Raw genomic sequence first — 25437 nt, forward strand, 5'->3', positions numbered from 1 at the left:
TCAACGCCAACCACTGTCATAACGATAGCCCGAGCCGTCGAAATCGCGATAGCCGGAGTCATCCTCATAACGCGGACCACTGCGGTAGCGGTAACCTGAGTCACCATAGTCGCGATAACCGACACGACCTTCGTAACGCGGGCCGTTGCTGTAGCCATAGCTTGCTCCATCGTCGTATTGCGGACGATGCCTGTCGTTGATGAGAGCACCAGCAACTAGGCCACCAATGACCCCTGCCGCCAGCCCACCAACGATGGCTGCGCCCCTGTCGCCGTGGCGGTGACCGCGATAGTCGTGTGCGCTCGCGGAGCCATAGGAAGCGAAGATGCTGCCGGTCGCGACCAATGTGGCAAGTGTCGAGAGAATGATCTTTTTCATCGCCTACTCCATAAGAGCCTGTGTTGGGAGGTAAGGCTCGTTCTGGTTACTTGATGACATTAGCGCGCTGAACAGGCTGTGAATGTTGCGTTTCGCTGCCGTTCATTGAGCGCTGGAGTTAGGGCCCGATGTAATCGGCTGTGGCAGAAGCGGACCCCGATCACAATCAGCGTACTGACCGGCGCGTTCCCAAGGAAATCCAAACTATCCGCAAAAAGGGAGACTGAGCCTAAATGCCCAATGGAGGGCCTGCGCCCACTTCATTCCGCAACGAAGCTGACCGCAGATCAACGTGGCGACTTCGACGCTCGAACCGTCGTTGTTCAGTCGGGAGAGTCAGTAGTCGAAACTCCAACCGGTAGGCCGCAAGGGCGCCAGCATTGCTTGAGCGCCGTTACAGCTCGCTCTGAGATCCAGTCGCTGATCGCGCATCGATGTCGCCTATGTGGTGGATTGGCCAGGGAGGGGCAATCCATGCCCTTGTATTGGAGGCACGAATCGGGTCATCCACGGTCATCGGCGGCTTCACGACGATATCGATCGTGCAGGGTTCCGGATGTGTTCGGGCTTTACAACTGTAAAGTTTTCTGCCGGGAGGATGTGGATTCGGAAACTTTACAACTGTAAAGTTTTTGAATCTCCGCATGGGCATTTAGGTCGTCACCCGCCCTTCAGATTCATGGGCGTTAAGATTTCATTAACTAAAAATGCCTTGTGGAATCGGATGGCCTCTGGCACCCTCGACGGAAATTGCCCCGTAAAGAGCTCATAACCGTCAAGAGGAATGGATGCCGCAAGTAGCATCTAAAAACGTCAGGGACACCGCGTCGAAGATTGACTCCTACACGGCGAAGCTTTCTGCCGAGCTGCGCGACATGCGCGAAGCTGTCTATCCGCCGGAAGCCCGCAAGACATTTGCCAAAACATTTTCAACAATGGATCTGGCCCGCCTCTTGGCGGTTCCGGAAAGTACGCTCCGCCAGTTGACGATCGAAGGTAAAGGACCAGTACCAGAGAGGGCCGAGAATAATCGACGCACCTATACGGTGGAGCAGGTCAAGGAATTGAGAACGTTTCTGGCGTCCATGCGCCCGGACGAAGCCGGCGAACTCCTACCTGTCCGTCGCAATGGCGAGAAGCTGCAGGTGATCGCGACCGTCAACTTCAAGGGTGGAAGCTCGAAGACGACGACATCGATCCACCTTTCACATTTTCTAGGACTGCAGGGCTACCGGGTTTTGTGTATGGATCTCGACCCGCAGGCGTCGATGACCGCACTCTTTGGTCTTCAGCCGGAATTCGACCTTGGTGATAACGAGACCGCCTATGCAGCGATCCGATATGACAATGAGCGGCGCCCGTTCGCGGATGTAATCCGGCCGACCTATTTTCCCGGTGTCGACTTGGTTCCGGGAAACCTAGAGCTCATGGATTTCGAGTTTGATACCCCCACCTATCTGACGTCGAAGACTCGAGACGACCTGGGTCTGTTCTTCGAGCGGTTAAGTACTGCGATTGCGAGTGTCGATGATCGTTATGACTTCGTCATCCTTGATACTCCTCCCTCGCTCGGCTACTTGACGCTTGCTGCGCTCTATGCCGCAACGTCGCTCATTGTCACCGTTCATCCGGCAATGCTCGATGTCGCTTCGTGTAATCAGTTTCTTATCATGATCTCAGATCTCTCTGACGTACTCGCGCAATTTGGTGCGAAGTTCGAGCATGACTTTTTCCGTTTCCTTTTGACCAGGGTGAACCCGAACGACGGGCCGCAGAAGTATATGGCAGGCGTCATGCGCAGGCTCTTCGGTGATGACGTCCTCGTCGCCGAAGCTCTCGAATCGACGGCTATAGCTGGGGCAGCCGTTGCAAAAAAGAGCCTCTACGAGCTCGAAGCAGGGGAGGTCGGGAGGGAAGCTTTGAAGCGCGCGGTCGAAAGTGCAGACCGCGTTAACTTCGAGATCCTGGGATTGGCCCATAAGGTCTGGGGGCGCAGCGCATGAAGAAAAGCATCCTTCGTCGGATGGCCGAGGAGGCCGAAAACAGGGCGGATGTGTCCGAGGCGGAAGACGCGGACAAACCCGTTTCCGCACGGCGTCATTCTTCGCCGGTCATTTCGAATGTCGGGAAAGCACTCGTGCATCTAGGCGAGGATACGATCGTTTCGCTCGATCCCGCAAAGGTCGAGCGGTCGCCCTACCGGGACCGTTTCGACAACGACGAAGAGGCCGAAGCAGAGCTCGAGGCGCTGAAAACCTCAATCGCGTCTGAGGGCCAGAAGATTCCCGTTCTCGTGCGGCCTCATCCCACGAAGCGCGATCACTATCAGCTTGTCTATGGGCATCGCCGTCTCAATGCGATCAAGTCGATGATGGCGGAGGCGGAGCGGCCTGAGACGGTCAAGATCAAAGCCTATGTGCGCGATCTGACGGACCGGCAGCTCATTGAGGAACAGTCAGTTGAGAATGGCATCCGGGAAAATCTCACCTGGATCGAGCAAGCAATGTGGGCAGTCCAGCTGAAAGACGCAGGGTTCTCCCATCGGGCCATCTGCCCAATTCTCGGCCTGTCCGAAGCTGCCGTCTCGCATCTTTTTCGGGTGACGTCGGTCGTGCCGAGCGACATCATCTTCGCAATCGGTCGCGCAAAAGCGGTCGGGCGGCCGAAGTGGACGGCATTCGCAGATCTTCTAAAGGATGAGAGCAAAATCGGTGCGGTCCGCGAAGTGCTTCAAACGAGCGAGTTTCGCAAGGCAGACGGCGTCGGCCGTATCGCGCTCGCCGTCAGTGCCGCCACCGGAGCGCCGGCGCGCCAAAGTGTGAAGCCAATCGAAACCGTCGATTTTGCCCTCGCGGGACGGCATTTCGGTCGCATGAAAAGTTCGGCTTCGGGGACGACCGTCACCATTCCCAAAGCGGAAGACGCTTTCGCACGCTGGCTGGCAGGACGCATGCCGGAGTTGATGCGCGAATATGAACATCAAGCCGGCCAGTCCAACTAGGGCACGGTCAGAACATAGTTAAGCTAGCAAAGGAGCAGCAGCGCAAAAAGAAAAAGGCCACCAGAACGTTTCCGTCGTGGAAGCCTCTCTCAATTCCCTAAGCAAGAATGAGAATCGCATTTTCACGAATCCCCGTCAAGAGTCTTTGGCACCGTTTTGGTGAGCGGATTTCTTTTGCCTGATGAAAGGTGAAAGAAGATGGAAAGTGGACAAATCACGACGCCCTTTGGGCGGCGGTCGATGTCGCTTGGGATGCTTGCAAGCCAGATGGCGTCGCGCGAGATTGAACCAGGTGCATCGGCCGAGAAATGGAAGCTTTATCGCTTGCTGTGCGAAGCAAGACCGTTGCTCGGTGTGAACGATCGGGCCCTGGCGGTTCTAAATGCGCTTCTCAGTTTCTATCCGCACAGCGAGCTCGCGGAAGACAATGGCCTAATCGTTTTTCCGTCCAACGCGCAGCTGTCGATAAGAGCTCATGGGATGGCGGAACAGACAATTCGCCGACATCTCGCCGCGTTGATCGAAGCGGGACTGCTGGTGCGCAAGGATAGCGCTAACGGCAAGCGTTATGCCCAAAAGGGCCGCGGCGGGGAGATTGCCGAGGCATTCGGCTTCTCGTTGGCGCCCTTGCTTGCCCGGGCGGCAGAGATCGAGCGTCTTGCGGCCGATGTTATCGCAGAGCGACTGCATTTGCAGCGTTTACGCGAGCGATTGACCGTGTGCCGGCGCGATATCACCAAGATGATCGAGACGGCCATCGAAGAAGAGATTAACGGTGATTGGATGGGAATGATCGCGGTTTTGAAGTCCGTACTTGCGCGGCTGCCACGGATTCCGAACGCTGCCCAGGTTGAGGATGTCCTCGACGAACTGGGTCTCTTGCGCGAGGAAATCCTCAACACGCTGGAAACGCATGTCAAAACGAAAAATCAAAGCGGCAATGCCATTCAAACTGAGCGGCATATACAGAATTCAAAACCCGACTCTATCTATGAGTCTGAACCAGGCTTCGAAACGAAGCAGGGCACAAAGCCGGCGCAAAACAGTCAGCGGGGTGCCGAACCGCGAGACGACGACCAATCGACAGGTCGGCAGAAAGCCGAAAGGGATGGAATGGGCATAGCGCCTGATCTTCGGTCGTTCCCGCTGGGCCTCGTGCTTCAGGCATGCCCGCAAATTTCCGATTACGCGACCGGGGGTGTCGTTTCGAGTTGGCGCGATCTGTTGTCGGCAGCGGTCGTCGTTCGCTCCATGCTTGGCGTCAGTCCCTCGGCGTATCAAGAGGCATGCATGGCGATGGGCCCGGAGAATGCGGCCACGGTGATGGCCTGCATCCTTGAGAGGGGAGGGCACATCAACTCCGCCGGCGGCTATCTGCGCAATCTGACGAGCCGAGCCCAGCGCGGCGAGTTCAGCCTTGGTCCGATGTTGATGGCGCTTGTGCGAGCGAACGGTGTGCCGCAACGACGCAGGGCTTAGGTTCTGGTGTGGCCTGGCGGTTAGTCGTGAGAATGCGGCTGTTCTGGCGACCGTTAGCATTTGAATGTGAGAATCGTGGATCCAGCAGCGCTATGTATATGCTCGCCCTCGTCTCTGCGGGAGTGGCGGTCCTGGTCAGAATCCTCTATATTGCAAACATGAGCGACGAACAGACCATATCAAACTCCACCAAGTCGGCCGTTGAGAAGGTCCTCCGTGACCGCCTCGGCCAGGCAGGGTTTTCTGGCGCCGACATTCGGGCCGATCGAGACAGCGATGGCGATCCCATCCTGCTCGTCGACGTGAAGTATGCATATTCGGACAAGCCAATCAGTTCGAAACTCACTTACGGTCTTTCGACCGAGGTGCGAAAGGCGTTGAGCGCCCTTGGAGAGACGCGGTTTCCGCATATTCGGCATCATTTCGACGAACAGCAGAAGATCGCAAGCTAACCCGTGTCGCATGATTTGATCGCCACCGCTCGGCGGCTCGCGAAGGCCAGCCCGAAGCGTCCACGCCGGTCCGACCTGAAACGCGGCGTCAGTACAGCTTACTATGCGCTGTTTCATGCGCTTGCTCGCGATTGCGCCGATCTGCTCGTGGGTACGGGCGAAACGCGCAGCGAACCAGCATGGGCGCAAGCACTCGAGCACGGTGTCGCGAAAAACTCCTGCAAAGCAGCGGCAAGCCGCGGCTTCCCGGGCAGCGTCGTCTCGTTCGCCGATACGTTTGTCATCCTGCAGGAAGAACGTCACCGCGCCGATTACGACCCGCTTGCGCGTTATGTCCGGGCCGAAGTCCTTGTTCTGATCGACAACTGTGAGCAGGCAATTAGAGATCTTGCATCGACGCCGCGATCGGATCGCAAGGCGTTCGCAGTATGGGTTCTGCTCCAGAAAAAAAGATAGGGCCGTTTTCCCGGAGCTGGAGCGGTCCCGCCGGCTTCCGGTGCGTCGATTTGAAACGCGCGGCCGTTCATCGTGCCTCACCTCAAGACATCTCTAGTGGAATCGGCGGTCGTCAACACGATATCCGCTTACGGCAAGAAGACTTTATAAGTACGAAAAATTGTCCGTTTCAAACGGACTTTCCCGGCCGATCGTACGGTGACGAAAACTAGCCGTCATCGTTCATCTTGAAGCCATTTTGCCCAAAGCTGCAGGAAGGCGCGATAGTTCTTCATGCTCACGCGCAGAAAATGCAGGCCTTCTTCCTTGCGACCCTTCTCTTTCGTACTCACGAAGCAGAACGCTTGGACCGGCGCGCCCTGTGTGCTTCGACCATGCTCGTCGAGATAAAGCATCCAGAAACGCAAGTTTCCCGCCGAAATGATGAGTATGGAGAGAACCAACGATTTGTGGGTCGCCAAGAAGCAACCAGCGGCGGAAGCACCGACACTCCATTAGGGGGAGGCAACGCCGTATTTGCGGTTTTTTGCCGCGTTTGGTCCAGGCTAGGGACCTTTAGGCAATTCTGGCAAGCTGGCGCAGTCCTTCAAGCACAGGCGGCTGTCTGTACGGCAGCGATCGTTTGATGCGTCTACTCCAGTGAGGAAGAACGGCCGAAAATCACAACTACAGTCCGATAGAAGCCATGCTATCCCGTTTGACCACATAGAGCTGCATGTTCCTTTCAGAACGTTTGCAGCAAGGTATTGGTCAGTTCTCACCGCCAGTTTGCTCGGGCGAGTAATATGTCATTATACTGTCAGGAGTTGCACGCATACTTTGCGGATAGAGCCGAGGGGCGCAAATGACCGATATTAAGTTAAAAGTATTTTCGAACGCGGATGATGTTCATCTCGTGTGGCGTCATAGCGAAGATATTCCGGGTTGCATTGGCTTTGCCATCGAATGCCGCCGAGGCGATGATGATCCAAAATATCTTTCCAATCGAGTCGGATTTGAGAACGACACGGAGGTTGACGCCAACGGAAAGCGCCTGACGTCACGCTCCTCGCAGATCTGGCCATTTCAGCGTTATGACTGGACGGACCACGCGGCCGACCTCGGCGAGTTGATCGCCTACCGGGTGGTGGCCAGGGTTCTGGATAACAATGGTTCACTGATCGACGGACCGTCGAGCGACTGGTCGGAGACCCTGACCCTCAGCGCCGACTGTGGCGACGGCGTCAGCGTTCACTTCAACCGTGGTTATGTCCTGTCCCAATTCATGGCGCGCTACATGCAGCGCAAAGGCATAACTCTCGAAGAGCTCAAGGCGACGGCGGTGGTCGTCAGCGAGAATGTCGATCGCGAAGCGCGCAACTTTCTCGGCGGTACGCTGCGGGAAACGATGCTGGCAATGATCGACGAGGTAGCAGAATCGCCCGAGATGGAATTGCATGCAGCCCTCTACGAATTGAGCGATGAGGAACTCGTCGATGCCCTCGTCGTTATCGGCGACCGCGCCCATATCGTGCTGGCAAACGGCAGCGTCGACGAAGACGGTGAGGACGAAAATGCCGACGCCCGCGCCCGCCTGAAAGGCGCCGGCTGCGTCGTGCACGATCGCTTCCTGGCTCCTCAGGCCTTAGCCCATAACAAATTTGTCGTCATTGGGCACAGTGCGGGTGGACTGTTCGCGCCGGAGATGGTCTGGACCGGCAGCACCAACTGGACGCCGACCGGCCTCTGCACCCAGCTCAACAACGGCATCATGCTGGTGAACAAGGACCTCGCGGACCGATACGAGGCGCAGTTTACCCTCTTGGTCGGGGCCGGCAACACCGTAACCGAGGACCTGCTGGACTCTAACAATCACCCGAAACGAGGTATCGCTCTGGGCGAGGCGACGGTCGACAGCTGGTTCTCGCGGCTGAACGGCGAGATCGACACCAAGGAATTGGTGGAGCTCGTCAAGGGCGCAAAGCAGGGTGTGTTCTTCATCATGTTCCAGCCCGGTAATGAACCGGTGAGGACCCTGTTGAACATGCAGACGGAGAAAAAGCTTATACGTGCGAGGGGTCACGACCCAGTTCACCTCGACTGGCGCCGAACACTTCAAGCTGCTGAAGCAGGATCCTGAGGAATATTTCCTCGATTCGGCACAGGACACCGGCGTCGGCAAAACCGTGGGACAATGGGTGGTCGAGGGCACTGCATCTCAGTTCCGCAGTGCAATCGGCCACGCCATCACCCATTCAAAAATTCTTATAATCGACCCGTTTGGTGACGATCCGATCGTGGTCACCGGTTCGCACAATTTCTCGAAATCGGCGAGCAGCAAGAACGACGAGAACTTCATCGTCATTCGAGGTCACCGCAAGATTGCGATGCACTACGCCATCAACGCGATGCAGACCTACAGTCACTATCGCTGGCGCGCCTATCTGGAGGAATCGGCGCGCGAAGACCGCGATCCGTTCCAGTATCTCTCGCGTGATCCCAACTGGCAGCGACGCCGGAATATCGGAGAAACCAAACGGATGTTGGCGTTCTGGCTTCCCGAGGCTTGATGCGAACGTTATTCGCGGCACCTCCCCTTTGTAAATTTCGTTCGCAAGCGCGCGACACTATGCTATCTGTAATTGCACAGCTCGGGGCGAGGGCACCACGTGAAATTCGAGGCCGATATTGACGATGCGCGGATGGCGGCACTCGCCGCGTCCATCAGCGAACAGCTTGCTGCTGATCCTGAAAAGCGCCAGCAGCTGGCGAACTTCGCGCTGGACCAGGTTCTCGGTTGGATGTCCGGACGCACCGCCTATCAGTCGCTAACCGAGCAGCACACCGAGTGGCTGACGGCGCTCTTGCCGATCTTCTATCCGGACGACGTACCTTCGGCCGAGCGGATCTTCAACAACTTCTCCGTTCCCTACGGCAGGGCGGCCTATATCTCCCGCGTCCTGCTCGAAAAGCAGCAGACAATCTGGCGCAAGAAGGGCAGGGATAACCTGCGTGTCGCGCTGAACGGCAAGCTCGAGGAAGCAAAGAAGAACAACGTGAATGGCGATGCGTTGAAGCCCGTGCCCGTTTCCCTCGACAATATCAGCTATCGCGAGCTCACCGTCCTTCTTGAAGAGCTTTTTCGCGCTCAGCCAAACCTGCCGCCCCCCATCAACAAGGCAGTTTCGCCAGGACGACGGACCGTCGACATCCCGTCGCAGCTTTTTCCATTACTTCTTGCGAAACTTGGAGCTTGACCATGGAGCCGACCGCATTGACCTCACTGTCCGGCTCGCTGATGAGCCTCTTCGGGTTGCTTGTCAGCCTGTTTGCGGTTCATCTCGGCAACTGGCTGGCCAAACTTCAGGGGCTGCGCACGAAATGGGAGATCAACAGCGGCTCGGACGAGAAGGAGGTCGCGGCACGGCGTGAATGCCGATATGCCATGGTCGAGATCTACAATTGGCAGCCCTTCGTCATGACTATCATCATTCTCTGCTTCGGGGGCGCGGTCGTCTACTTCTTCAACGACATCCGTCTCGCTGCAAAAGTGGCCCTTCCAGGCATTTTTGTCTGGGTGTTCAACAGTTTTTTCGTCATCGTTCTTCTGCTGCAAGTTATTCTTCTCATCAACGGCTGGTGCGTCGGTCGTGAGATGAAGGCGAAAATCGCGAAAGCGTTTCCCGTAAACCCTGGCGGCTGATGCTGCTTCGTTCACGCGCCAAAACCTATCTGCAGCAGGCCCTTAAACGCGGCGCCATCAACAACGCCTACCAGATCCGCTCATATCAGAGCACGGCAGCCATCAAGAGCGTCGAAGAGCTTTTGCAGGATCGCAATGCCGTCCTTACGCTGCCCACAGGAACCGGCAAGACGGTCATCTGCGGAATGGCGGCGGCCCTTTTTCTAACCGAGCGGCCCGATTCCCGTGTCCTGTTCACCGCGCCGCGCCGCGCGCTGCTCAGCCAATTGCACGACCGCTCGCGTTGGCTCAATCCAACCTTCCCCATCCGGCTGGTTGGCGCCAACCCGCGTGAGGACGGTCGTCACGTGCGTGCCTCCTTCGATTACGCCCGCATCGTCTTCGGAATGCCGGAATTCCTTTCCAACCGGCTCGGCGACGGAACCCTCGATGACGCAATCGCATCGCAGGTTGGTCTGGTGATCGTCGACGAATTCGATCATTTCCTGACACTGAGATATCTCGCGCGAAACGTCGCGGTGAATTTCCATGACGCGCTGAACGGTCTCCTCGATCAGCTGCCGCAGCATTGCCGCCTCCTGCTCGTCAGCGCGACGACGCCTGAACTCGCCGAGGTCGACATTGCGGCCGATGTCGAGACGCAGGTCGACGCCACGGCACAGGCTGCCTTTCGCCGCTTCCTGGATGCGGGTCTTGAGCCGGCCTACGTGTCCATTCCAGAGCGGTACTACGTCGACTTCATCCCACATGCCGAGATCATCGCGGTTGCAATCGATGATCCCGATGTGCGCGCGCTGGACGAGGCCATCGACGAAGAAATTGGGCTCATGCTCAACTGGATTTCAGGCGCGCTCGGCTTTCCGATCGATCCCGTTTATGTATTGCCGAGGCTCAGCCAGATCCGCTCGGGCCAGTTGCCTCTGTCGCCGGGCTTTCCTCGCAGGTTCTCGGACAATGTGTCCGGTCTGCTTGGGCGGCTCCAATGGTTGAGCCATCTGGCGGATTTTCTCTACGAGGACATGGCGCGCGATACCGGTTGGCAATTCGAGGAGACGTTTCGCTGGGATCGAGAACTGGAGAGCCGCATTCCCGCAACCGTCCGCCGCATCATTGATCCGCCCCGGGAGGGCGACGTGATCCCCATGCACGCGCAGCTGCGTGGGAAAGCCGATGGGCTCTACCGGATTCTGGATCGCCACCCTTGCGAAAGCGGCGTCATTTTCTTCCGCAATATCCGGATCCTCGATCGCTTTGCCGAGGAATTGAGAGCAGAGGGGCGGACAATCGTTGTCGTCAACGGAAGCCAGTCGCCAGCCGACAATGACCGCGCACTTGCCCGCTTTCGCGCCGGCACTAACGTGTTGTTGCTGATCACACGTGACACCGGCAAACGCGGCCTCGATCTGCCGGAAGCGGACTTCGCCGTGTTTTATAGCCCAAAGTCTCGTGAGGACGTCACCTGGCAAGAGGTGAGCCGTATCCGCAGCACGCTGCGGGATAAGAAAAACACCTATATTCTCTTCTACGCCGAGACTGGCGAACAGACCAAGATGGCGACGATGATCACGGCACTCGAGCGCACCTCGCATTCCAAGGACATTCGAACTGTTCCTCTCGCGGACCTGGGCAATGTTCCATCAAGGGCGGTTGTCATCGAGGCGGTCGCGGAAGCAGGCGACCCTCTGGTATCAAAGCTGATTACCGCCGCGCGCCGCCGATCGTCGACCTCAACATAGCCACCAGGGCGTCGTAATCGTAGAGCGCCATGCGGTGTGCCATGCGCGCGCTCTGACTTTCCGCTCGGGCGCCTTTGGTAAAATAGGAAGTCGCCGCGACAATGCCGGAGGTAGCGTTATCCTTGTCCACGACTCCCCAGAGCTCGCGGATTATACCCACGCTCACAGGTTTGTGGAGAGCGTAGCGCTTGCATTCGACATAGCACATCCGCGTGCCCGCCTCGTCGGCCTTAGCGATGATAAGGTCCTTGCCACCGTCCTTTCTTTCGGGTGTCAGCTGGACCTGCCACCCGAGATCCTCGTAGAAGGCGGCCATCGCACGTTCGAATTCGCGCGGCGACAAACGAAGCAACTCCCGAGGATCCGCTCGCAGACGGGCGAGAAGATCGCCTTCGAGAGCCTGAACTTCAATGAGCGCTTTTGCCTTTCCACCTGATGTCAGCGGGCGACCCTGGAGGTCGACAAGGCCGGTCCAATTGTCGAGTTGGACGCCCGGAAGACCTATCAGGCCGAGGGATCGGTCCGCCTTGAGGATCGGCGTTGGCATTTCCTCAAACAGCAGTTCATCCGAGACGATTTCGAACGCCGGAAAATCGGGATGGGCAGGATTGATGAGATAGAGGTATCCGCCGTTCACCCGGCGGGACGGCACTTTAAGGACGGCGCTCGCGTTAGCGTCGAGCCATCTCTGGCCGATCGCCAGCGAAGCGGCGGTATCGTCGAGTGCGGTGTTGGCTAGATCGATCTGGTCGATCGCCGTATCGGGATACTCGAAGGTTGCCATCCTCAGAGGCAGACTCGTGTCCGGCGACCGTTCCGCGAACAGTTCCATCATCGCTGTAGCACCGGAGTCAGCTGTGTAGATCACGGCTGAGCCAACGGGGTTCCAGCGACCGCCGAATTTCGCGGCACCCTGTCCGGTCGCGATCGGGAGATGAGCACGTCCGATCCTGTAACTTCGCACGCTATTCCCCCCGGAGACTGTTCCGACGAAACCCGCCTCAGGGTTGCAGGCCCGGATCGTTTGTCAATTGAAATCGGCGCGGCTCGGTCAGCCGACGGTGGTGATCCACCACCTGTCGGAAGAAGAGCTCGCCGCCACCGCCGACGAGTTCGGGCCAGACAACGGAAGTTTCGCCTGGATTGACGACGGCGCGCCTGCGCCGGCCATCACCGTCCGCTGGGCTCGTACCGAGCGAGACTGGCCCCGCAGGAGCGGGGCCGCCCGGTTTAGACTTCCTCTGGCAGCCGAAACGCGCTTTAGGGCCCCGTGCTGCCGAAGCCGTCACCGGCCCTCACCGAGTGAGACAAACCGCCCGTCTGATCGAATTGAGCGCGCAGCACCGAAGCGAAGACGATCTGTGCGACCCTGTCACCCGACTTGACGAGGAACGGCGCATCGGAGGCGTTGTGGAGGATGACCTTGATCTCGCCCCTGTAATCGCTGTCGATGGTAGCAGGAGAATTCAGGACGGTGATGCCGTGGTTCGCTGCCAGTCCCGAGCGCGGCCTGATCTGCACACACTCGCTCACTGACGAACCTCTCGCTCTTGAATGCTGCCTCACGGCAGGAGAATTCTTGTTGTCACTCCACCTCGGTGGCCGAGCTGTGGAATATACCCTCTATACGCTTCCAGTTCGAGAAATCGGGATCGAACCGACGTGGCTCGATTGCAAAGCCGGTGTCTTGGTCGTGGGTGATCACGACATAGCTGCCGTCGTTCAGATAGCGGTAGTCGTTCCGCGTGATCCGGCTAAGATCCCGCGGAACGACCATGACCTTGTTGTCGAGGGCGCTGACGTTAACGAAGCGCTGGCCGCGGAAGGTCTTGTCCTCGAAACGGTGGATATGCCCGAACAGAAAAAGCGGAACGCCCGGCAGGAATCTTTGTGTCTTCGTGAGCCGATAGTGGCTGACGACAATGGTGCGCTCCGGTCCCTCGGCCTCGACGATCGCGGAGAGCCTTTCGCGTTGCCGCTGGCGAAATGCCTGGCGGGCTGCAGGGATACCGGCAGAGTTTGCGGCCTCGATCTCGGGGCGCAAGGTCTCCCAATCGGGATCGATGCCGTCAATTGTCTCGCCGACAATGCTGAGCGCCCCGATCCGCACCGCAGAAAGGTGCACATGGTGGCACCGTTCACCGAAACGCCTGTCGTGTCCGAGCCGGTGATCCCAATTGCCGAAGACGTAGAGAACCGGGCATTCGAAACTCTGGAACAGCTCAAAGATTTCGCCGGCGGTCTCGCTTCCGAGATCTCCGGCGACGATCACCGCGTCGTAATCGTTGCCTTCTCGCACCCTTAGCTGCCGGACTGCGTTGACGTTGTTATGGATGTCTGTGCACGCGAGAATTCTGGTCATTCATGCTCTCCGGCGCTTAATGTTTTGCCCGCGACTGACCGCATCGGAGAGCCTACATTATCGAGGCTTCCCAGCAAATGATTGGAGGAGAAACCGGCCGGCGCTGGTGACGACGGCTCTCGCGCCGCATCTAGTGTTCCGTGCGTCGCCCTTGCGGGCCGGGCTGTCGGCGGAGCGGAAGCCCTTGCGGTCTTCCCCTGTGGGCGTCCATCCCTGACGCTGAAGAGCAGCCTGCCAGTGTTTGTCCCTGAGGAACGAGCATCCGGGAAAGTTTGATCGGAACCGCTTGCCGGGGCCAGTCGATCCCGGTTTCCGCCCGATGGGCGGCGCTATGCTAAACCTCCTGCGGCTGCCCTTTTAACCGGTCAAGCGGTGCGCGAACTGGCTCCGGCCGCGCTGCGCCCTTTGCCTGGTACGCTCTTCTTTCCGAGCTGGAAGAATTGCCGGCGCGGCCTCGCATCATGAGCAACCCTAAAAATTTAGGGGTACTCGCCAATTCGTGCCGCTCGCGACTGGTCTGCCGCAATCCTTGAGCGGACGTAGGCTGATCAGGGGTCTGTGATGCGGCGACATTGACTCTTGCACCGACCTGACCGAAAACGCGTGCAACAACATGAGGATCATCGATGGCTGACAAAGAAGTCCTTACACCCCCCGATAGCACCGCAACAAAGCCTGAAGCGGTGCAGGCAGCGACTGCCGCTCGTGGCAAACGGTCAAGCTCCAAGAAAGCAGTGGCGGGGAAGGCTGACGCGGTCAGTGAAAAGACGGCAAAGCCCAGGGCGCGCGGCTTGAGTGACGACGAGAAGCGCGACAAGATCAAGCAGATCGAAGCTGCCGTTGCGGGTGGCGCAACATTGAAAGATGCTGTGAATGCCGCGTCGATATCCGACCAGACCTACTACACGTGGAAGAAAGCCGTTGCTGTGACGATTGCTGAAGTCCCCGCGAGCACGGCCGCATTTGACGATGAACTCGCCGAATTTACCCAGCTTGAGGAAGAAAATCGCCGGCTGCGTAAGCTGCTTGCTGAAAAGCTTCGCGCCGAAAACGCCGCACTGCGCAAGCGGCTGGGGATCAGCTAGGCAGGGTTTCATGTTTGCGATGACACCATCAACGGGGCAGTGGTCACTGCGCTGCTGCAATCGATGTGAAACTGACGAACGATGAAAACCCCACAGCGCAACTTCGTTGTCGAATACAAGACTCGGCGGCAAACCCAAGCAAGATCTCCATCCATTTGGGGTAGTCTCGATCTGCAGGCCGTTGCCCGGCAGATTGAGGCCGATGGCATTTTGCCTGATGCGGTTCGGTCCGATCCGGATGCCCCCGTCAGCGATCCAGCTCCGGTCGCAGCCATCGCCTCCTTGCAGGAGCCTCATGCTGCAGTTGAGGACCATCTTCACGCTCCAGCTAGTCCGCTCGTGGGCGACGGGAATGGTGTATCCCTAAAAGGCGTTCCGCCAGAGCTTTCGGCAATTGCGGCGCCCGCAGCGCACGATCATCGTCGGACTGAAAGTGACGCGAAGAGTTCAAACCGTTCTTCAATCCGCGGCAAACGCGCACCCATCCAACAGCAGACTGTTGCCGACGGTTGCTTTGAGTTTTCGCAACCGCGCGATGACGAGGAAGACCTTGTTGCGCTCGACGCAGAAAACCGTCGGCTGAAGAGGCTCGTGATCATCAAGCTCCGTCAGGAAAACGAGAAGCTGAGATCGATGCTAAGGCGGTTCGGCTCGGAATAAATCCAAAGATCTGTTCGAATGAACGTCTTTTCCAGCGAGAGATCTCCGTGCTTCTCCCGCCAGCCAAACAGTCGGCGTTTGATCAAACTTCAGTGACCGCATGCCTCGGACGACCAAAACACTTTCCGAACCCTGTGGTGGCCCTTTCGAGTCCCCCGCAATCGGAGTGAGATCGACTCACATCGTGCTCATCGATATCGGCTAGCCGATTTGCAACGAACCATAACCCTCCTGGACGGCAGTTGGAGCGATTTCCTATTGAACCTGTGAGCACGACCGTTCGCTAATCGTTGCGTTGCCCTCAGGCGGCGATATTGGACATGCGCAAACCTGGGCCGGTCTTCCCTTGGAGGCTTCCATCCCAGCGCTTCAGGTTGCCGCTCGCGACCTGTCTGCCGCAAGGGAGGCTTCGCCGCGCCCGATCTCCGTCGTTGGTCGATCCACGCACGCGCCCTTGCCGCCGCCGGTCTTCGCGGCTGGCGGGATCTGCCCTGAGAGTAAAAGGGCGGAAAGGATGGGAAAGATGGGAAGGATGGACAGACGAGACATAGAGGCGCTACGCGCGCGGGCGTCCTGCGCCGTCGGACTGGAGCAGGCCGGTTTTGCAATCGATCTGAAGGAGAGCACGCGCCGCGCCGTCAAATATCGGCGGGGCGCCGAAATCATCATCGTCACTCACGAGGGAAGAGGGTGGTTCGATCCTCTCTCAGACCGCAAGGGCGATGTCTTTGCACTGGTCGGCTGGCTGCAGCCCGGCCATTTCCAGGCAACGCTTGCCGCGGTCAGCGCCCTGGCCGGCATGGCGCCTGCACAGCCTGCCTGGGGACCGCGCCGATCACGCCGGCGGGAGGCGGATATTTTCGAGCGATGGTCGGCCCGCCCGGTCCTTCGTCCCGGCTCTGCCGCCCACGACTATCTGACCCGGGTGCGCGCCATCCCGCGCCATCAGTTGCAACTGGCAATCGACGCCCGGCTGATCCGCCAGGGACCGTCGGCGAGCGCCTGGTTCGCCCATCAGGACGATGCGGGAACAATCCGCGGCTGGGAAGAGAGAGGACCAGCCTGGCGCGGATTTTCGTCCGGGGGCGCAAAGTCGCTTTTCCGGTTCGGGAATCCGGCAGCGGTAAGGCTTTGCGTCGCCGAGGCGGCAATCGATGCCTTGAGCCTTTCAGCACTCGAACAATCCCGCGCCGACACGCTCTATGTCAGCACGGCCGGCGGCTGGTCGCCGGCAACCGAGGCCGCGGTAATCTTGCTTGCCGGTCACCTCGATCTTCTGGTGGCCGCGACCGACCGCAATAGCCAGGGCGAGGCCTATGCCGACCGGTTGCGGCAGATCTCGACTGGCCAGGACTGCGGGTTTCAACGGCTTCGTCCGAACGCTTCCGACTGGAACGAGGAACTGCAGCAAAGACGGGACAGGGAGGAAGGATGAAGAAGGGCATGCCGCATGGGCGTTTGCCGCGTCAAGGGCAAGTCTCCGCCCGCTGGCGCGGCCCCTGACCCGGCAATTCGCCAGGCGGCGATCGCGGATGGAGTGATCAAAAGGTCCGGAGACAAGGCTCTTCGGGCCGCAACCTCAGGAGCAAGCTATGATCAGCCATCCCGAAACCCGCAAGATCTTCGAAGGTGTGGCCAGCCGCCACGAATTCTACGCGATGATGAATCGGCACGCCCAGGCGCCCTTCGATGAGGCGCGCCATTCCGGCAGGCTCTATGCCGGCGAATGGTTCGAGATATCGGAGGCCGACCACGATCGCATGTTCGACATCCTTCCGCCGCTCTTGATGCGCGCCGACCATTTTGCCATGCGCGAATTCCAGGCAGCACGCGTGACGAGCGTCTTCTTCAGCCTGAAGATCGACGATCAGTTCCGCTGGTTTCATAGCTATTGTGATCTTGGCGATAGCGGCGCGATCAACCGGATGCGGAGCGCAATCGTCGAGCGGCAATCGCGCCCGGTCCGCGCGATGAGCCGGGTCGAAAAACTCGACCATATCTGGAGCATCACCGCGCCGGATTTTCGCGCCTATGGCGATCAGCGTTTCGTTCCCGGTTTTGCTGGCCAGCGTCTTGTCCTGGTGTTTTCTGCCACGCAGGCGAAGGTCTGGAAGCGGCTCGATGACCTTGATGACGACGAGGTCGCCGCCAAGCTCCCCGTTCAGATCCGTCACCTAAGCGACGCTGTCGCGGCCTAAGCGCCCCGGCCATCTCCCCCTCAATCCCTTTTCGCCGGCCGGGCAGCACCCACTGCCGGAGCCCGCGCCTCGATCTGACGAAAGGACTTCCCGTGACCCATGACGATCCCTTCACCCTCGATCTCTTCGGCAATACTGCCCTTTCCTCGGGCTTCGACCTTGGAGCGCCAGCGTTGAACGCTGTCTTCGACCAAAGCGATCCGGTGGAAAAGCCGGCGCCTGCCACCCCGCCGGTTCCAGTTGTCGAAGCGCAAGCAAAGCCCCCACCGCCGATGCGCGAAAAAATCGATTTCAGGCTCAATGGCAGCCGCAATCTGGCGGCGTCCTGGCGTGAGCGCGCCGCCGACAATATCGCCGCGATCCTGACAGCGCGAGAGATCGAGCGCCAGGATCGCCCGGCACGGACGCACGAGCAGGAAAGACTGATCCGTTTCACCGGTTTTGGTGCATCGGAGCTTGCCAGCGGCATGTTCCGTCGGCCGGGCGATGCGGCGTTCCGCAAAGGCTGGGAGGAACTCGGCGCCAATCTGCAGTCGGCGGTCGAAGAAGCCGACTATGCCTCGCTGGCCCGCTGCACCCAATATGCCCATTTCACGCCGGAGTTCATCGTTCGCGCCATCTGGGCGGGGCTGGCTCGGTTGGGATTTGCCGGCGGCCGGGTGCTCGAGCCTGGGATCGGCGTCGGCGTTTTCCCGGCGCTGATGCCTGACGCAATCTCTAAGGTCAGCCATGTCACCGGTGTCGAGTTCGATCCGGTGACATCCAGGATCGCCCGGCTGCTGCAGCCGGGGGCAAAGATCATCGCCGGTGATTTCGCGCGAACCGATCTGCCTGATCATTTCGATCTGGCGATCGGCAATCCGCCGTTCTCGGATCGGACAGTGAAGAGCGATCCGGCTTTTCGCTCCCTCGGTTTCCGACTGCATGACTATTTCATTGCCAAGGCCATCGACCGGCTGACGCCGGGCGGAATTGCCGCGTTCGTCACCTCGTCCGGCACAATGGACAAGGCCGACGCGCGAGCCCGCGGATACATCGCCGCCATGGCCGATCTCATCGGAGCAATTCGCCTACCCGAGGGCAGCTTTCGCGCCGACGCCGGCACCGATGTCGTCGTCGATATCCTGTTCTTCCGCAAGCGCCGCACGCAAGAGCAGGCAGGAGACAGCAGTTGGCTCGATCTCGCAGATGTCCAGGCTGCAGGCGAGGGCGGTAGTCTCCGCATCAACAAATGGTTTGCCGATCATCCAGGCATGGTGTTAGGGCACCACGCGCTCACGTCAGGTCCCTTCGGCGAGACCTATACCTGCCAGCCCACAGGTGATGATCTTGAAACGATCCTGAACGCTGCCATCGAAGTCCTTCCTTCAGGCATCTATGACGGCGAGCCGCCCACAATCGATTTCGCACTCGAGGATGAGGTTGCGGACGCGATGGCAGAGCGGCCCGACGATCCAAAGGTGCGCGAAGGTAGTTATTTCATTGGCAAGGCGACGGCCTTGATGCAGGTGGTGGAGGGCGTCGCTGCCCCGGTCGCGGCCAGGAAAGGACGGAGTACGGATGGCATCTTTGCAAAGCATGCGTTGATCATCCGCAAACTCATCCCGATCCGCGATGCGGTCCGGCTCATTCTCAAGCTTCAGGAGCGCGACCAGCCCTGGCAGAAGGCGCAGGTTGCTTTGCGCATCGCCTGGTCGAGCTTCGTGCGCGAGTTCGGTCCGATCAACTTCACGACGGTCTCGACGTCGGAGGATCCGGAAACCGGTGAGATCAGGGAAGTCCATCGCCGGCCGAACCTTGCGCCTTTCCTCGACGACCCCGATTGCTGGCTGGTGGCCTCGATCGAGGACTACGATCTTGAGACCAATATCGCCAAGCCCGGGCCGATCTTTACCGAACGGGTGATCGCGCCGCCGCCGGCACCCGTCATCACCTCGGCATTGGACGCGCTCGCCGTCGTTTTGAACGAACGGGGCCATGTCGATCCCGATCATATCGCCGAGCTGCTACATCGTGACGTTGAGGATGTTATCAGTGAACTTGGGGAGACGATCTTCCGCGATCCCGCTGATGGTTCCTGGCACATGGCTGACGCCTATCTGTCCGGCGCTGTCCGGTCGAAGCTTACTGTTGCACGCGCTGCCGCCGACCTCGATCCCGCATTCGCGCGCAACGTCCCAGCACTTGAGCGCGTGCAGCCCGCCGATCTCAGGCCTTCCGACATCACCGCGCGCCTCGGTGCGCCGTGGATCCCGGCCAATGATGTTGTCGCCTTCGTGAAACAGACCATGGACGCCGATATCTCCATCCACCATCTGCCGGAACTTGCGACCTGGACCGTCAATGGCCGTCAGCTGGAATGGTCGGCGGCCGGGACCACGGAATGGGGCACGCATCGCCGCCATGCCGGACAGCTTCTATCCGACGCTCTCAACTCGTCCGTGCCGCAGATCTTTGACACGGTTCGGGACGGCGAGACCGAGCGCCGCGTGCTGAACACGGTGGAGACGGAAGCCGCCAAGGAAAAGCTCGCCAAGATCAAGACCGCCTTCCAATCCTGGATCTGGTCCGATCCGGATCGCACCGACCGGTTAGCACGGGTCTATAACGACACGTTCAACAATATCGCGCCACGATCCTTCAGTGGCGATCACCTGCAACTCCCCGGCGCCTCTGGCGCCTTTTCCTTGTATGGCCATCAGAAGCGGGGCATCTGGCGGATCGTTGCAGCGGGCGCCACTTATCTCGCCCATGCCGTCGGTGCCGGCAAGACACTGACCATGGCCGCCGCCATCATGGAACAGCGGCGGCTCGGACTGATTGCCAAGGCAATGCTGGTCGTGCCCGGCCATTGCCTGGCGCAGGCCGCCCGCGAATTCCTGGCGCTCTACCCGAACGCCCGCATCCTGGTCGCCGACGAGACCAATTTCGTCAAGGAGAAGCGCCGTCGCTTCCTGTCGCGGGCTGCGACCGCAAACTGGGATGCCATCATCATCACCCACTCGGCGTTCCGCTTCATCGCGGTGCCCTCGGCCTTCGAGGCGCAGATGATCCAGGACGAACTGGAGCTTTACGAGGAGCTGCTGACCAAGGTCGAGCGTGACGACCGGCTCTCGCGCAAGCGCATCGAGCGTATGAAGGAGGGCCACAAGGAACGGCTCGAAGCGCTTGCCACGCGTAAGGACGATCTGCTGACGATCTCCGAGCTCGGGATCGACCAGATCATCGTCGACGAGGCGCAGGAGTTCCGCAAGCTGTCGTTCGCCACCAACATGTCAACGCTGCGCGGCGTCGATCCGAATGGTTCGCAGCGCGCCTGGGACCTGTTCGTCAAATCCCGCTTCATTGAGACGAAGAACCCAGGCAGGGCGCTGATACTCGCCTCCGGTACACCGATCACCAACACGCTCGGCGAGATGTTCTCGGTGCAGCGGATGATGGATCCGGCAGCGCTGTCAGAACGCGGTTTGCACGAGTTTGACGCCTGGGCCTCGACCTTTGGCGATACCTCGACTGAGCTCGAGCTGCAGCCGTCCGGCAAGTACAAGCCGGTCACGCGGTTCAGCCAGTTCGTCAACGTGCCGGAACTGATCGCCATGTTCCGCTCCTTCGCCGACGTCGTGCTGCCGGTGGATCTCAGGACCTATGTCAAGGTGCCGGAGATCTCGGGCGGCCGGCGCCAGATCGTCACCGCCGAGCCGACGCCGGCTTTCAAGTCCTACCAGAAACATCTCGACGCGCGGATCAAGGCGATCGAGATGCGCGATGGCCCGGCCAAGCCCGGTGACGATATTCTGCTCTCGGTCATCACCGACGGCCGCCATGCTGCGATCGACTTGCGCCTGGTCGATCAAGCCATGGGCAATGAGACAGCCAACAAGCTGAATGCGCTCGTCGCTAACACCTATCGGATCTGGCAGGAAACGGGAGAGGCCGAGTATCGCCGCAAGGACGGCAAGCCGTTCGACCGGCCGGGTGCCGGCCAGTTGATCTTCTCCGATCTCGGCACGATCAATGTCGAGGCGTCGCGCGGTTTTTCCGCCTACCGCTGGATCCGCGACGAGCTCGTGCGTCTCGGCGTGCCGGCATCTGAAGTTGCCTTCATGCAGGACTACAAGAAGTCTGATGCCAAGCAGCGGCTGTTCAACGACTTCAATGCCGGCAAGGTCCGCATCCTGATCGGATCGTCCGAAACCATGGGCACCGGCGTTAACGTCCAGGCGCGGCTGAAAGCGCTCCATCATCTCGACGTGCCCTGGCTCCCGTCGCAGATCGAGCAGCGCGAAGGCCGGATCATCCGTCAGGGCAACCAGCATGACGAGATCGATGTGTTCGCCTATGCGACACTTGGAAGCCTTGATGCCACCATGTGGCAGAATAACGAACGCAAGGCCCGGTTCATCGCAGCGGCGCTTTCCGGCGACACCAGCGTCCGGCGACTGGAGGATCTGGGCGAGGGGCAGGCCAACCAGTTTGCCATGGCCAAGGCGATTGCGTCAGGCGATCAGCGTCTGATGCAGAAGGCCGGACTGGAGGCCGAGATCGCCCGCCTCGACCGGTTGCGCGCCGCCCATATCGACGACCAGCACGCAATCCGTCGGCAGATCCGGGATGCCGAACGGGATATCGAATTTTCCAGCCAGCGGATCGAGGATGTGAGCAAGGACATCGAGCGTCTGCTCCCGACCACGGGTGACGCGTTCACCATGAAGGTCGGAGACGACATATTCGACGAACGCAAGCTCGCCGGCCGCGCACTGATGAAGGAGATCCTGACGCTGGTTCAGCTTCAGCAGGAGGGTGAAGTCCTCATTGCTTCAATCGGCGGTTTCGATCTCGCATATCATGGCGAACGGTTCGGAAAGGATGGCTACCGTTATGAGACCCTGCTTCAGCGCACAGGGGGCGACTACGAGATCGATCTGGCCGTCACCACAACACCGATTGGCGCCATCTCCAGGATCGAGCACGCGCTGGATGGGTTCGAACACGAGCTGGAGAGCAACCGTAATCGTCTGGCTGACGCAAGGCACCGTCTTGCTTCGTACACGCCGCGTCTGGGAGAAAGCTTCTCGTTCGAAGCCGAGCTCGGACTCAAGTTGAGCCAGCTGGAGGAGATCGAAAGGGATCTGGCGGCAACCACCGACGAGCCAGAGGAGGATCGCCAAGCCGCGTGAACGGCGGGACATCTGCTTTCACTTGAAACGGGCATGGCCGATACACATCTATCGGCCAACACCCGTTTCGATGGTTCCCTGCTGCGGCGATCGCCGCGCGTTTGAAACTGTCCGGGTTGGAAGGGCGCTCCCCGAAAGGGTCGAGCGCCCTTTCGTTTTGGCACTCGCGATCGCTATTCGCCGATTTTGTAGATCGCCGCGTTGTCCTGCTCTTCGCGCAGGCCCTTATATGAGGCATGCCGCAGCTTGCCGTCGTCGGCCCAGGCCCGGTATTCCACCTCGGCGATTAATGTCGGTTGAACGAAGACGATACCCTTCCTGTCAACCGGAACCGGAACCGGAGCGCGCCTGGTTTTCAGCGTGTCCAGCATCCGGCGCAATTCAACGGCATCTTTCTCTTTGAAGCCGGTCCCGACCGAGCCGACATAGACGAACGCGTCGCCCTGATAGGCCGCGAGCAACAGGCTACCGATCCCGCCGCGCGCCGAGGCCGATGGCTCGTATCCAACAATCACAAAGCTATCGCTTTGAACGCATTTGATTTTCAGCCAGTCACCGAGCCTGCCCGAGCGGTAGGTGCTGTCGCGGTGCTTGGCGATGACGCCTTCCAGCCCATGCTCGCAGGCTGCCGCTAAAAGTGTCGGGCCATCGGCTTCGACCACCTCGGAAACGCGGATCGTCCCCTCGCTCTCGCCAATCAGACCTTCGAGCAGATGCCGCCGCCCTGACAGCTTCATTCCGGTCAGGTCGTGACCGTCGAAATACAGAAGGTCGAAGGCATAAAGGATCGCCTCGGCAGACGCTTTCTTGCCGCTCCGCCCGCCGAGCGAGCGCTGCAGGGCGCCGAAATCGGATCGGCCCTGCGCATCCAAAATCACGGCTTCTCCATCAAGGATGGCCGTGCCGACGCCGATCGCGCGGGCCGCAGCCGCGATCGCCGGAAACCGATCGGTCCAATCGTGTCCGCCACGGGTGATGATCCGGACATCGTTCGGCCTGATATGGACCGCCACCCGGTAGCCGTCCCATTTGACCTCGAACAGCCAGTCCCGCCCGCGCGGTGGTTTCGCCTTCAAGAGTGCCAGGCAAGGCTCCACCCGGTCGGGCATCGGATCGAATGGAAGGTGCGGCTGTGCCGGATCGCGCGGTTTGCGCGGTCGCGACCGTATCGGCGCTTCGGTTTCCCGCAAGAGAGGTTGCGATGGCTTGCGTGGCGGCTTTGACATGTCTCGAGTTCACCAGCAATTGCTTAAAATGAGATGACCCGGCCTCGTGGACGGATGAGGGGTGGCCGTCGGGCCAAGGAAGGGAGGGCCCACGGAGGAAGAGAAGTACGAGGGAGCAAGAAAGGCAAGAGAAATAGGTCACCGTTCGCAGGACCGGCCAGCGGCTGACGGTTCCCTCAATCGCTCCGGTCGCCAGACCGGGCCCGCTCGCCGCGCAAGGCACGTGTGCCTCGCTTGCGCGCAAGCCAGGTCCGCTCCGGCGCAGTTGCAGCTGCAGGACGGTCCCGCGGTCCGGGGGATGTCTTCGAGAAGAAGACGAGAGGGCAAGGACAGCCCGTCCGCCCGCAACCGACAAAGGACCTTTCCCATGGAACTGATGACAGTCGATCCGCGCAGTCTGAAAGACAATCCCGACAGGGCGCGCCAGTCGAAATCCTCTCCGCAGTCCGATGCACTGCTTTGCGCGTCGATCAAGGCAGTCGGTGTGGTGCAGCCGCCAGTCGTCAAGCTCGACCCAGAAGGCGGCAACAGCTACATCATCGTCTTTGGTCACCGTCGCGCCGCTCAGGCCGTGGCCGCCGAGCTTGCAGAAATCCCGGTCCTGGTTGCCGATCCCGGCGACGATGTCGGCGCGATGCAGTCGTTCGCGGAAAACATCGCCCGTGAGCCGCTGAACCCCGTCGATCAATGGCGCGCGATCGAACGCCTGGTTGCTCTTGGCTGGACCGAGGAGTCGATCGCGCTTGCTCTGGCTCTCCCGGCCCGCCAGATCCGCAAGCTGCGGCTGCTCGCCAATATCCTGCCCGCCATGCTCGACCAGATGGCGCGCGGCGATATGCCGAACGAACAGCAACTGCGCACTATCGCGGCCGCCAGCCAGGACGAACAGGCCGAGGTCTGGAAGAAGTACAAGCCGAAGAACCAGGATCCGCAGGTCTCCTGGTGGGAGCTCACCCGGGCACTCACGAGAACCCGGATGCTCGCCAAGCATGCGAGCTTTGGAGACGATCTGGCTCAGGCCTATGGCATCACCTGGGTCGAGGATCTGTTTGCTCCAGCTGACGAGGACGGCCGCTATACGACAGATGTCGAGGCGTTTCTCGGCGCCCAGCAGGAATGGCTCTCCAATAACCTGCCCAAGCGCGGCGCGATCATCGAGGCCAACGAATACGGTCAGGCCAAGCTGCCGGCCAAGGCGCAACAGGTCTACGGCAAGCCCGGCAAGGGCGATCTCACCGGCTGGTACATCAATGCCCGCGACGGTTCCGTTCAGTCGGTCGCCTATCGCCTGCCGGAAGCCAAGAAGGCGAAGGTCGTCAAGGGTGCCGACGGCGTCGAGACGGTCGTCGATGAGCTCGAGACACCCAAGGCCCGCCCCGACGTCACGCAGAAGGGTCTCGACATGATCGGCGATCTCAGAACCGATGCCCTTCACGAGGCGCTCGCGCGCGCTCCTATCGAGGATGATATGCTGACGGCATTGCTGGTTCTCGCCCTGACCGGCCAGAACGTCACGATTGCCAGCGGCGCATCCGACAATCCCTA

Annotated in this window: 22 protein-coding genes; 16 read left to right on the forward strand and 6 right to left on the reverse strand. The window is 59.9% G+C overall.

Annotated features, from left to right (window positions below):
* A complete protein-coding gene (locus AB8B33_RS38125; protein WP_164565931.1) occupies positions 1–378 on the reverse strand; it encodes a hypothetical protein in 378 nt (125 codons plus the stop codon).
* 788 nt (positions 379–1166) lie between these two features.
* Here AB8B33_RS38125 and repA point away from each other — a divergent pair.
* From repA to AB8B33_RS38150, 5 genes are all read left to right on the forward strand, one after another.
* Positions 1167–2381 (forward strand): plasmid partitioning protein RepA, encoded by a 1215-nt coding sequence (repA, locus tag AB8B33_RS38130; protein ID WP_164565932.1) that lies wholly within the window; start codon positions 1167–1169, stop codon positions 2379–2381.
* The gene (repB, locus tag AB8B33_RS38135) at positions 2378–3379 is read left to right on the forward strand and encodes a plasmid partitioning protein RepB (RefSeq protein WP_164565933.1); all 1002 of its coding nucleotides are present in this window, start codon (positions 2378–2380) and stop codon (positions 3377–3379) included. The genes repA and repB overlap by 4 nt, the downstream gene beginning before the upstream one ends.
* A gap of 198 nt (positions 3380–3577) precedes the next feature.
* Positions 3578–4858, forward strand: a complete 1281-nt coding sequence (gene repC / locus AB8B33_RS38140) for a plasmid replication protein RepC (RefSeq protein WP_164565934.1) — start codon at positions 3578–3580, stop codon at positions 4856–4858.
* A gap of 92 nt (positions 4859–4950) precedes the next feature.
* Positions 4951–5310, forward strand: a complete 360-nt coding sequence (locus AB8B33_RS38145) for a hypothetical protein (protein ID WP_246711336.1) — start codon at positions 4951–4953, stop codon at positions 5308–5310.
* Between the two features lie 3 nt (positions 5311–5313).
* The gene (locus AB8B33_RS38150) at positions 5314–5766 is read left to right on the forward strand and encodes a hypothetical protein (RefSeq protein WP_164565935.1); all 453 of its coding nucleotides are present in this window, start codon (positions 5314–5316) and stop codon (positions 5764–5766) included.
* A 215-nt stretch (positions 5767–5981) separates the two neighbouring features.
* On the opposite strand, the gene AB8B33_RS38155 is transcribed toward AB8B33_RS38150, so the two are convergent.
* Positions 5982–6227 (reverse strand): hypothetical protein, encoded by a 246-nt coding sequence (locus AB8B33_RS38155; protein ID WP_439019394.1) that lies wholly within the window; start codon positions 6225–6227, stop codon positions 5982–5984.
* A gap of 383 nt (positions 6228–6610) precedes the next feature.
* Here AB8B33_RS38155 and AB8B33_RS38160 point away from each other — a divergent pair, with 383 nt between their 5' ends.
* From AB8B33_RS38160 to AB8B33_RS38180, 5 genes are all read left to right on the forward strand, one after another.
* Entirely contained in the window at positions 6611–7885 is a 1275-nt protein-coding gene (locus AB8B33_RS38160; RefSeq protein ID WP_164565937.1) for a phospholipase D-like domain-containing protein, read from the forward strand.
* A 58-nt stretch (positions 7886–7943) separates the two neighbouring features.
* Entirely contained in the window at positions 7944–8315 is a 372-nt protein-coding gene (locus AB8B33_RS38165; RefSeq protein WP_439019395.1) for a phospholipase D-like domain-containing protein, read from the forward strand.
* Positions 8316–8414: 99 nt separating this feature from the next.
* The gene (locus AB8B33_RS38170; protein WP_164565939.1) at positions 8415–9002 is read left to right on the forward strand and encodes a hypothetical protein; all 588 of its coding nucleotides are present in this window, start codon (positions 8415–8417) and stop codon (positions 9000–9002) included.
* A 2-nt stretch (positions 9003–9004) separates the two neighbouring features.
* Positions 9005–9448 (forward strand): hypothetical protein, encoded by a 444-nt coding sequence (locus tag AB8B33_RS38175; protein WP_439019396.1) that lies wholly within the window; start codon positions 9005–9007, stop codon positions 9446–9448.
* The gene (locus AB8B33_RS38180; RefSeq protein ID WP_439019397.1) at positions 9448–11184 is read left to right on the forward strand and encodes a DEAD/DEAH box helicase; all 1737 of its coding nucleotides are present in this window, start codon (positions 9448–9450) and stop codon (positions 11182–11184) included. Before AB8B33_RS38175 ends, AB8B33_RS38180 begins: the two co-directional genes overlap by 1 nt.
* On the opposite strand, the gene AB8B33_RS38185 is transcribed toward AB8B33_RS38180, so the two are convergent.
* From AB8B33_RS38185 to AB8B33_RS38195, 3 genes are all read right to left on the reverse strand, one after another.
* Positions 11147–12148, reverse strand: a complete 1002-nt coding sequence (locus tag AB8B33_RS38185; protein WP_164565942.1) for a restriction endonuclease — start codon at positions 12146–12148, stop codon at positions 11147–11149. The two genes, AB8B33_RS38180 and AB8B33_RS38185, sit on opposite strands and share 38 nt — an antisense overlap.
* A gap of 296 nt (positions 12149–12444) precedes the next feature.
* On the reverse strand, positions 12445–12717 hold the full coding sequence (gene dut / locus AB8B33_RS38190; protein ID WP_318035247.1) for a dUTP diphosphatase: 273 nt from the start codon (positions 12715–12717) through the stop codon (positions 12445–12447).
* 52 nt (positions 12718–12769) lie between these two features.
* Entirely contained in the window at positions 12770–13546 is a 777-nt protein-coding gene (locus AB8B33_RS38195) for a metallophosphoesterase family protein (RefSeq protein WP_164565944.1), read from the reverse strand.
* 626 nt (positions 13547–14172) lie between these two features.
* On the opposite strand from AB8B33_RS38195, the gene AB8B33_RS38200 reads away from it, so the two are divergent.
* The 5 genes from AB8B33_RS38200 to AB8B33_RS38220 all read left to right on the forward strand — a co-directional run bounded on the left by AB8B33_RS38200 (position 14173) and on the right by AB8B33_RS38220 (position 22666).
* Entirely contained in the window at positions 14173–14631 is a 459-nt protein-coding gene (locus AB8B33_RS38200) for a transposase (protein ID WP_164565945.1), read from the forward strand.
* Between the two features lie 81 nt (positions 14632–14712).
* The gene (locus AB8B33_RS38205; protein WP_164565946.1) at positions 14713–15291 is read left to right on the forward strand and encodes a hypothetical protein; all 579 of its coding nucleotides are present in this window, start codon (positions 14713–14715) and stop codon (positions 15289–15291) included.
* 532 nt (positions 15292–15823) lie between these two features.
* The gene (locus AB8B33_RS38210) at positions 15824–16726 is read left to right on the forward strand and encodes a DUF3991 and TOPRIM domain-containing protein (protein ID WP_164565959.1); all 903 of its coding nucleotides are present in this window, start codon (positions 15824–15826) and stop codon (positions 16724–16726) included.
* Between the two features lie 157 nt (positions 16727–16883).
* The gene (locus AB8B33_RS38215; protein ID WP_164565947.1) at positions 16884–17489 is read left to right on the forward strand and encodes a DUF1419 domain-containing protein; all 606 of its coding nucleotides are present in this window, start codon (positions 16884–16886) and stop codon (positions 17487–17489) included.
* Between the two features lie 92 nt (positions 17490–17581).
* A complete protein-coding gene (locus AB8B33_RS38220) occupies positions 17582–22666 on the forward strand; it encodes a helicase-related protein (RefSeq protein ID WP_439019398.1) in 5085 nt (1694 codons plus the stop codon).
* Positions 22667–22839: 173 nt separating this feature from the next.
* On the opposite strand, the gene ligD is transcribed toward AB8B33_RS38220, so the two are convergent.
* Positions 22840–23892: a non-homologous end-joining DNA ligase gene (gene ligD, locus AB8B33_RS38225; RefSeq protein ID WP_164565949.1), complete on the reverse strand. Its 1053-nt coding sequence runs from the start codon at positions 23890–23892 to the stop codon at positions 22840–22842.
* Between the two features lie 367 nt (positions 23893–24259).
* On the opposite strand from ligD, the gene AB8B33_RS38230 reads away from it, so the two are divergent.
* Positions 24260–25437: ParB/RepB/Spo0J family partition protein (locus AB8B33_RS38230; protein ID WP_439019399.1), on the forward strand; the 1178-nt coding region annotated here is incomplete at its 3' end.

The organism is Rhizobium sp. 768_B6_N1_8, assembly GCF_051811225.1.
GTDB lineage: Bacteria > Pseudomonadota > Alphaproteobacteria > Rhizobiales > Rhizobiaceae > Rhizobium.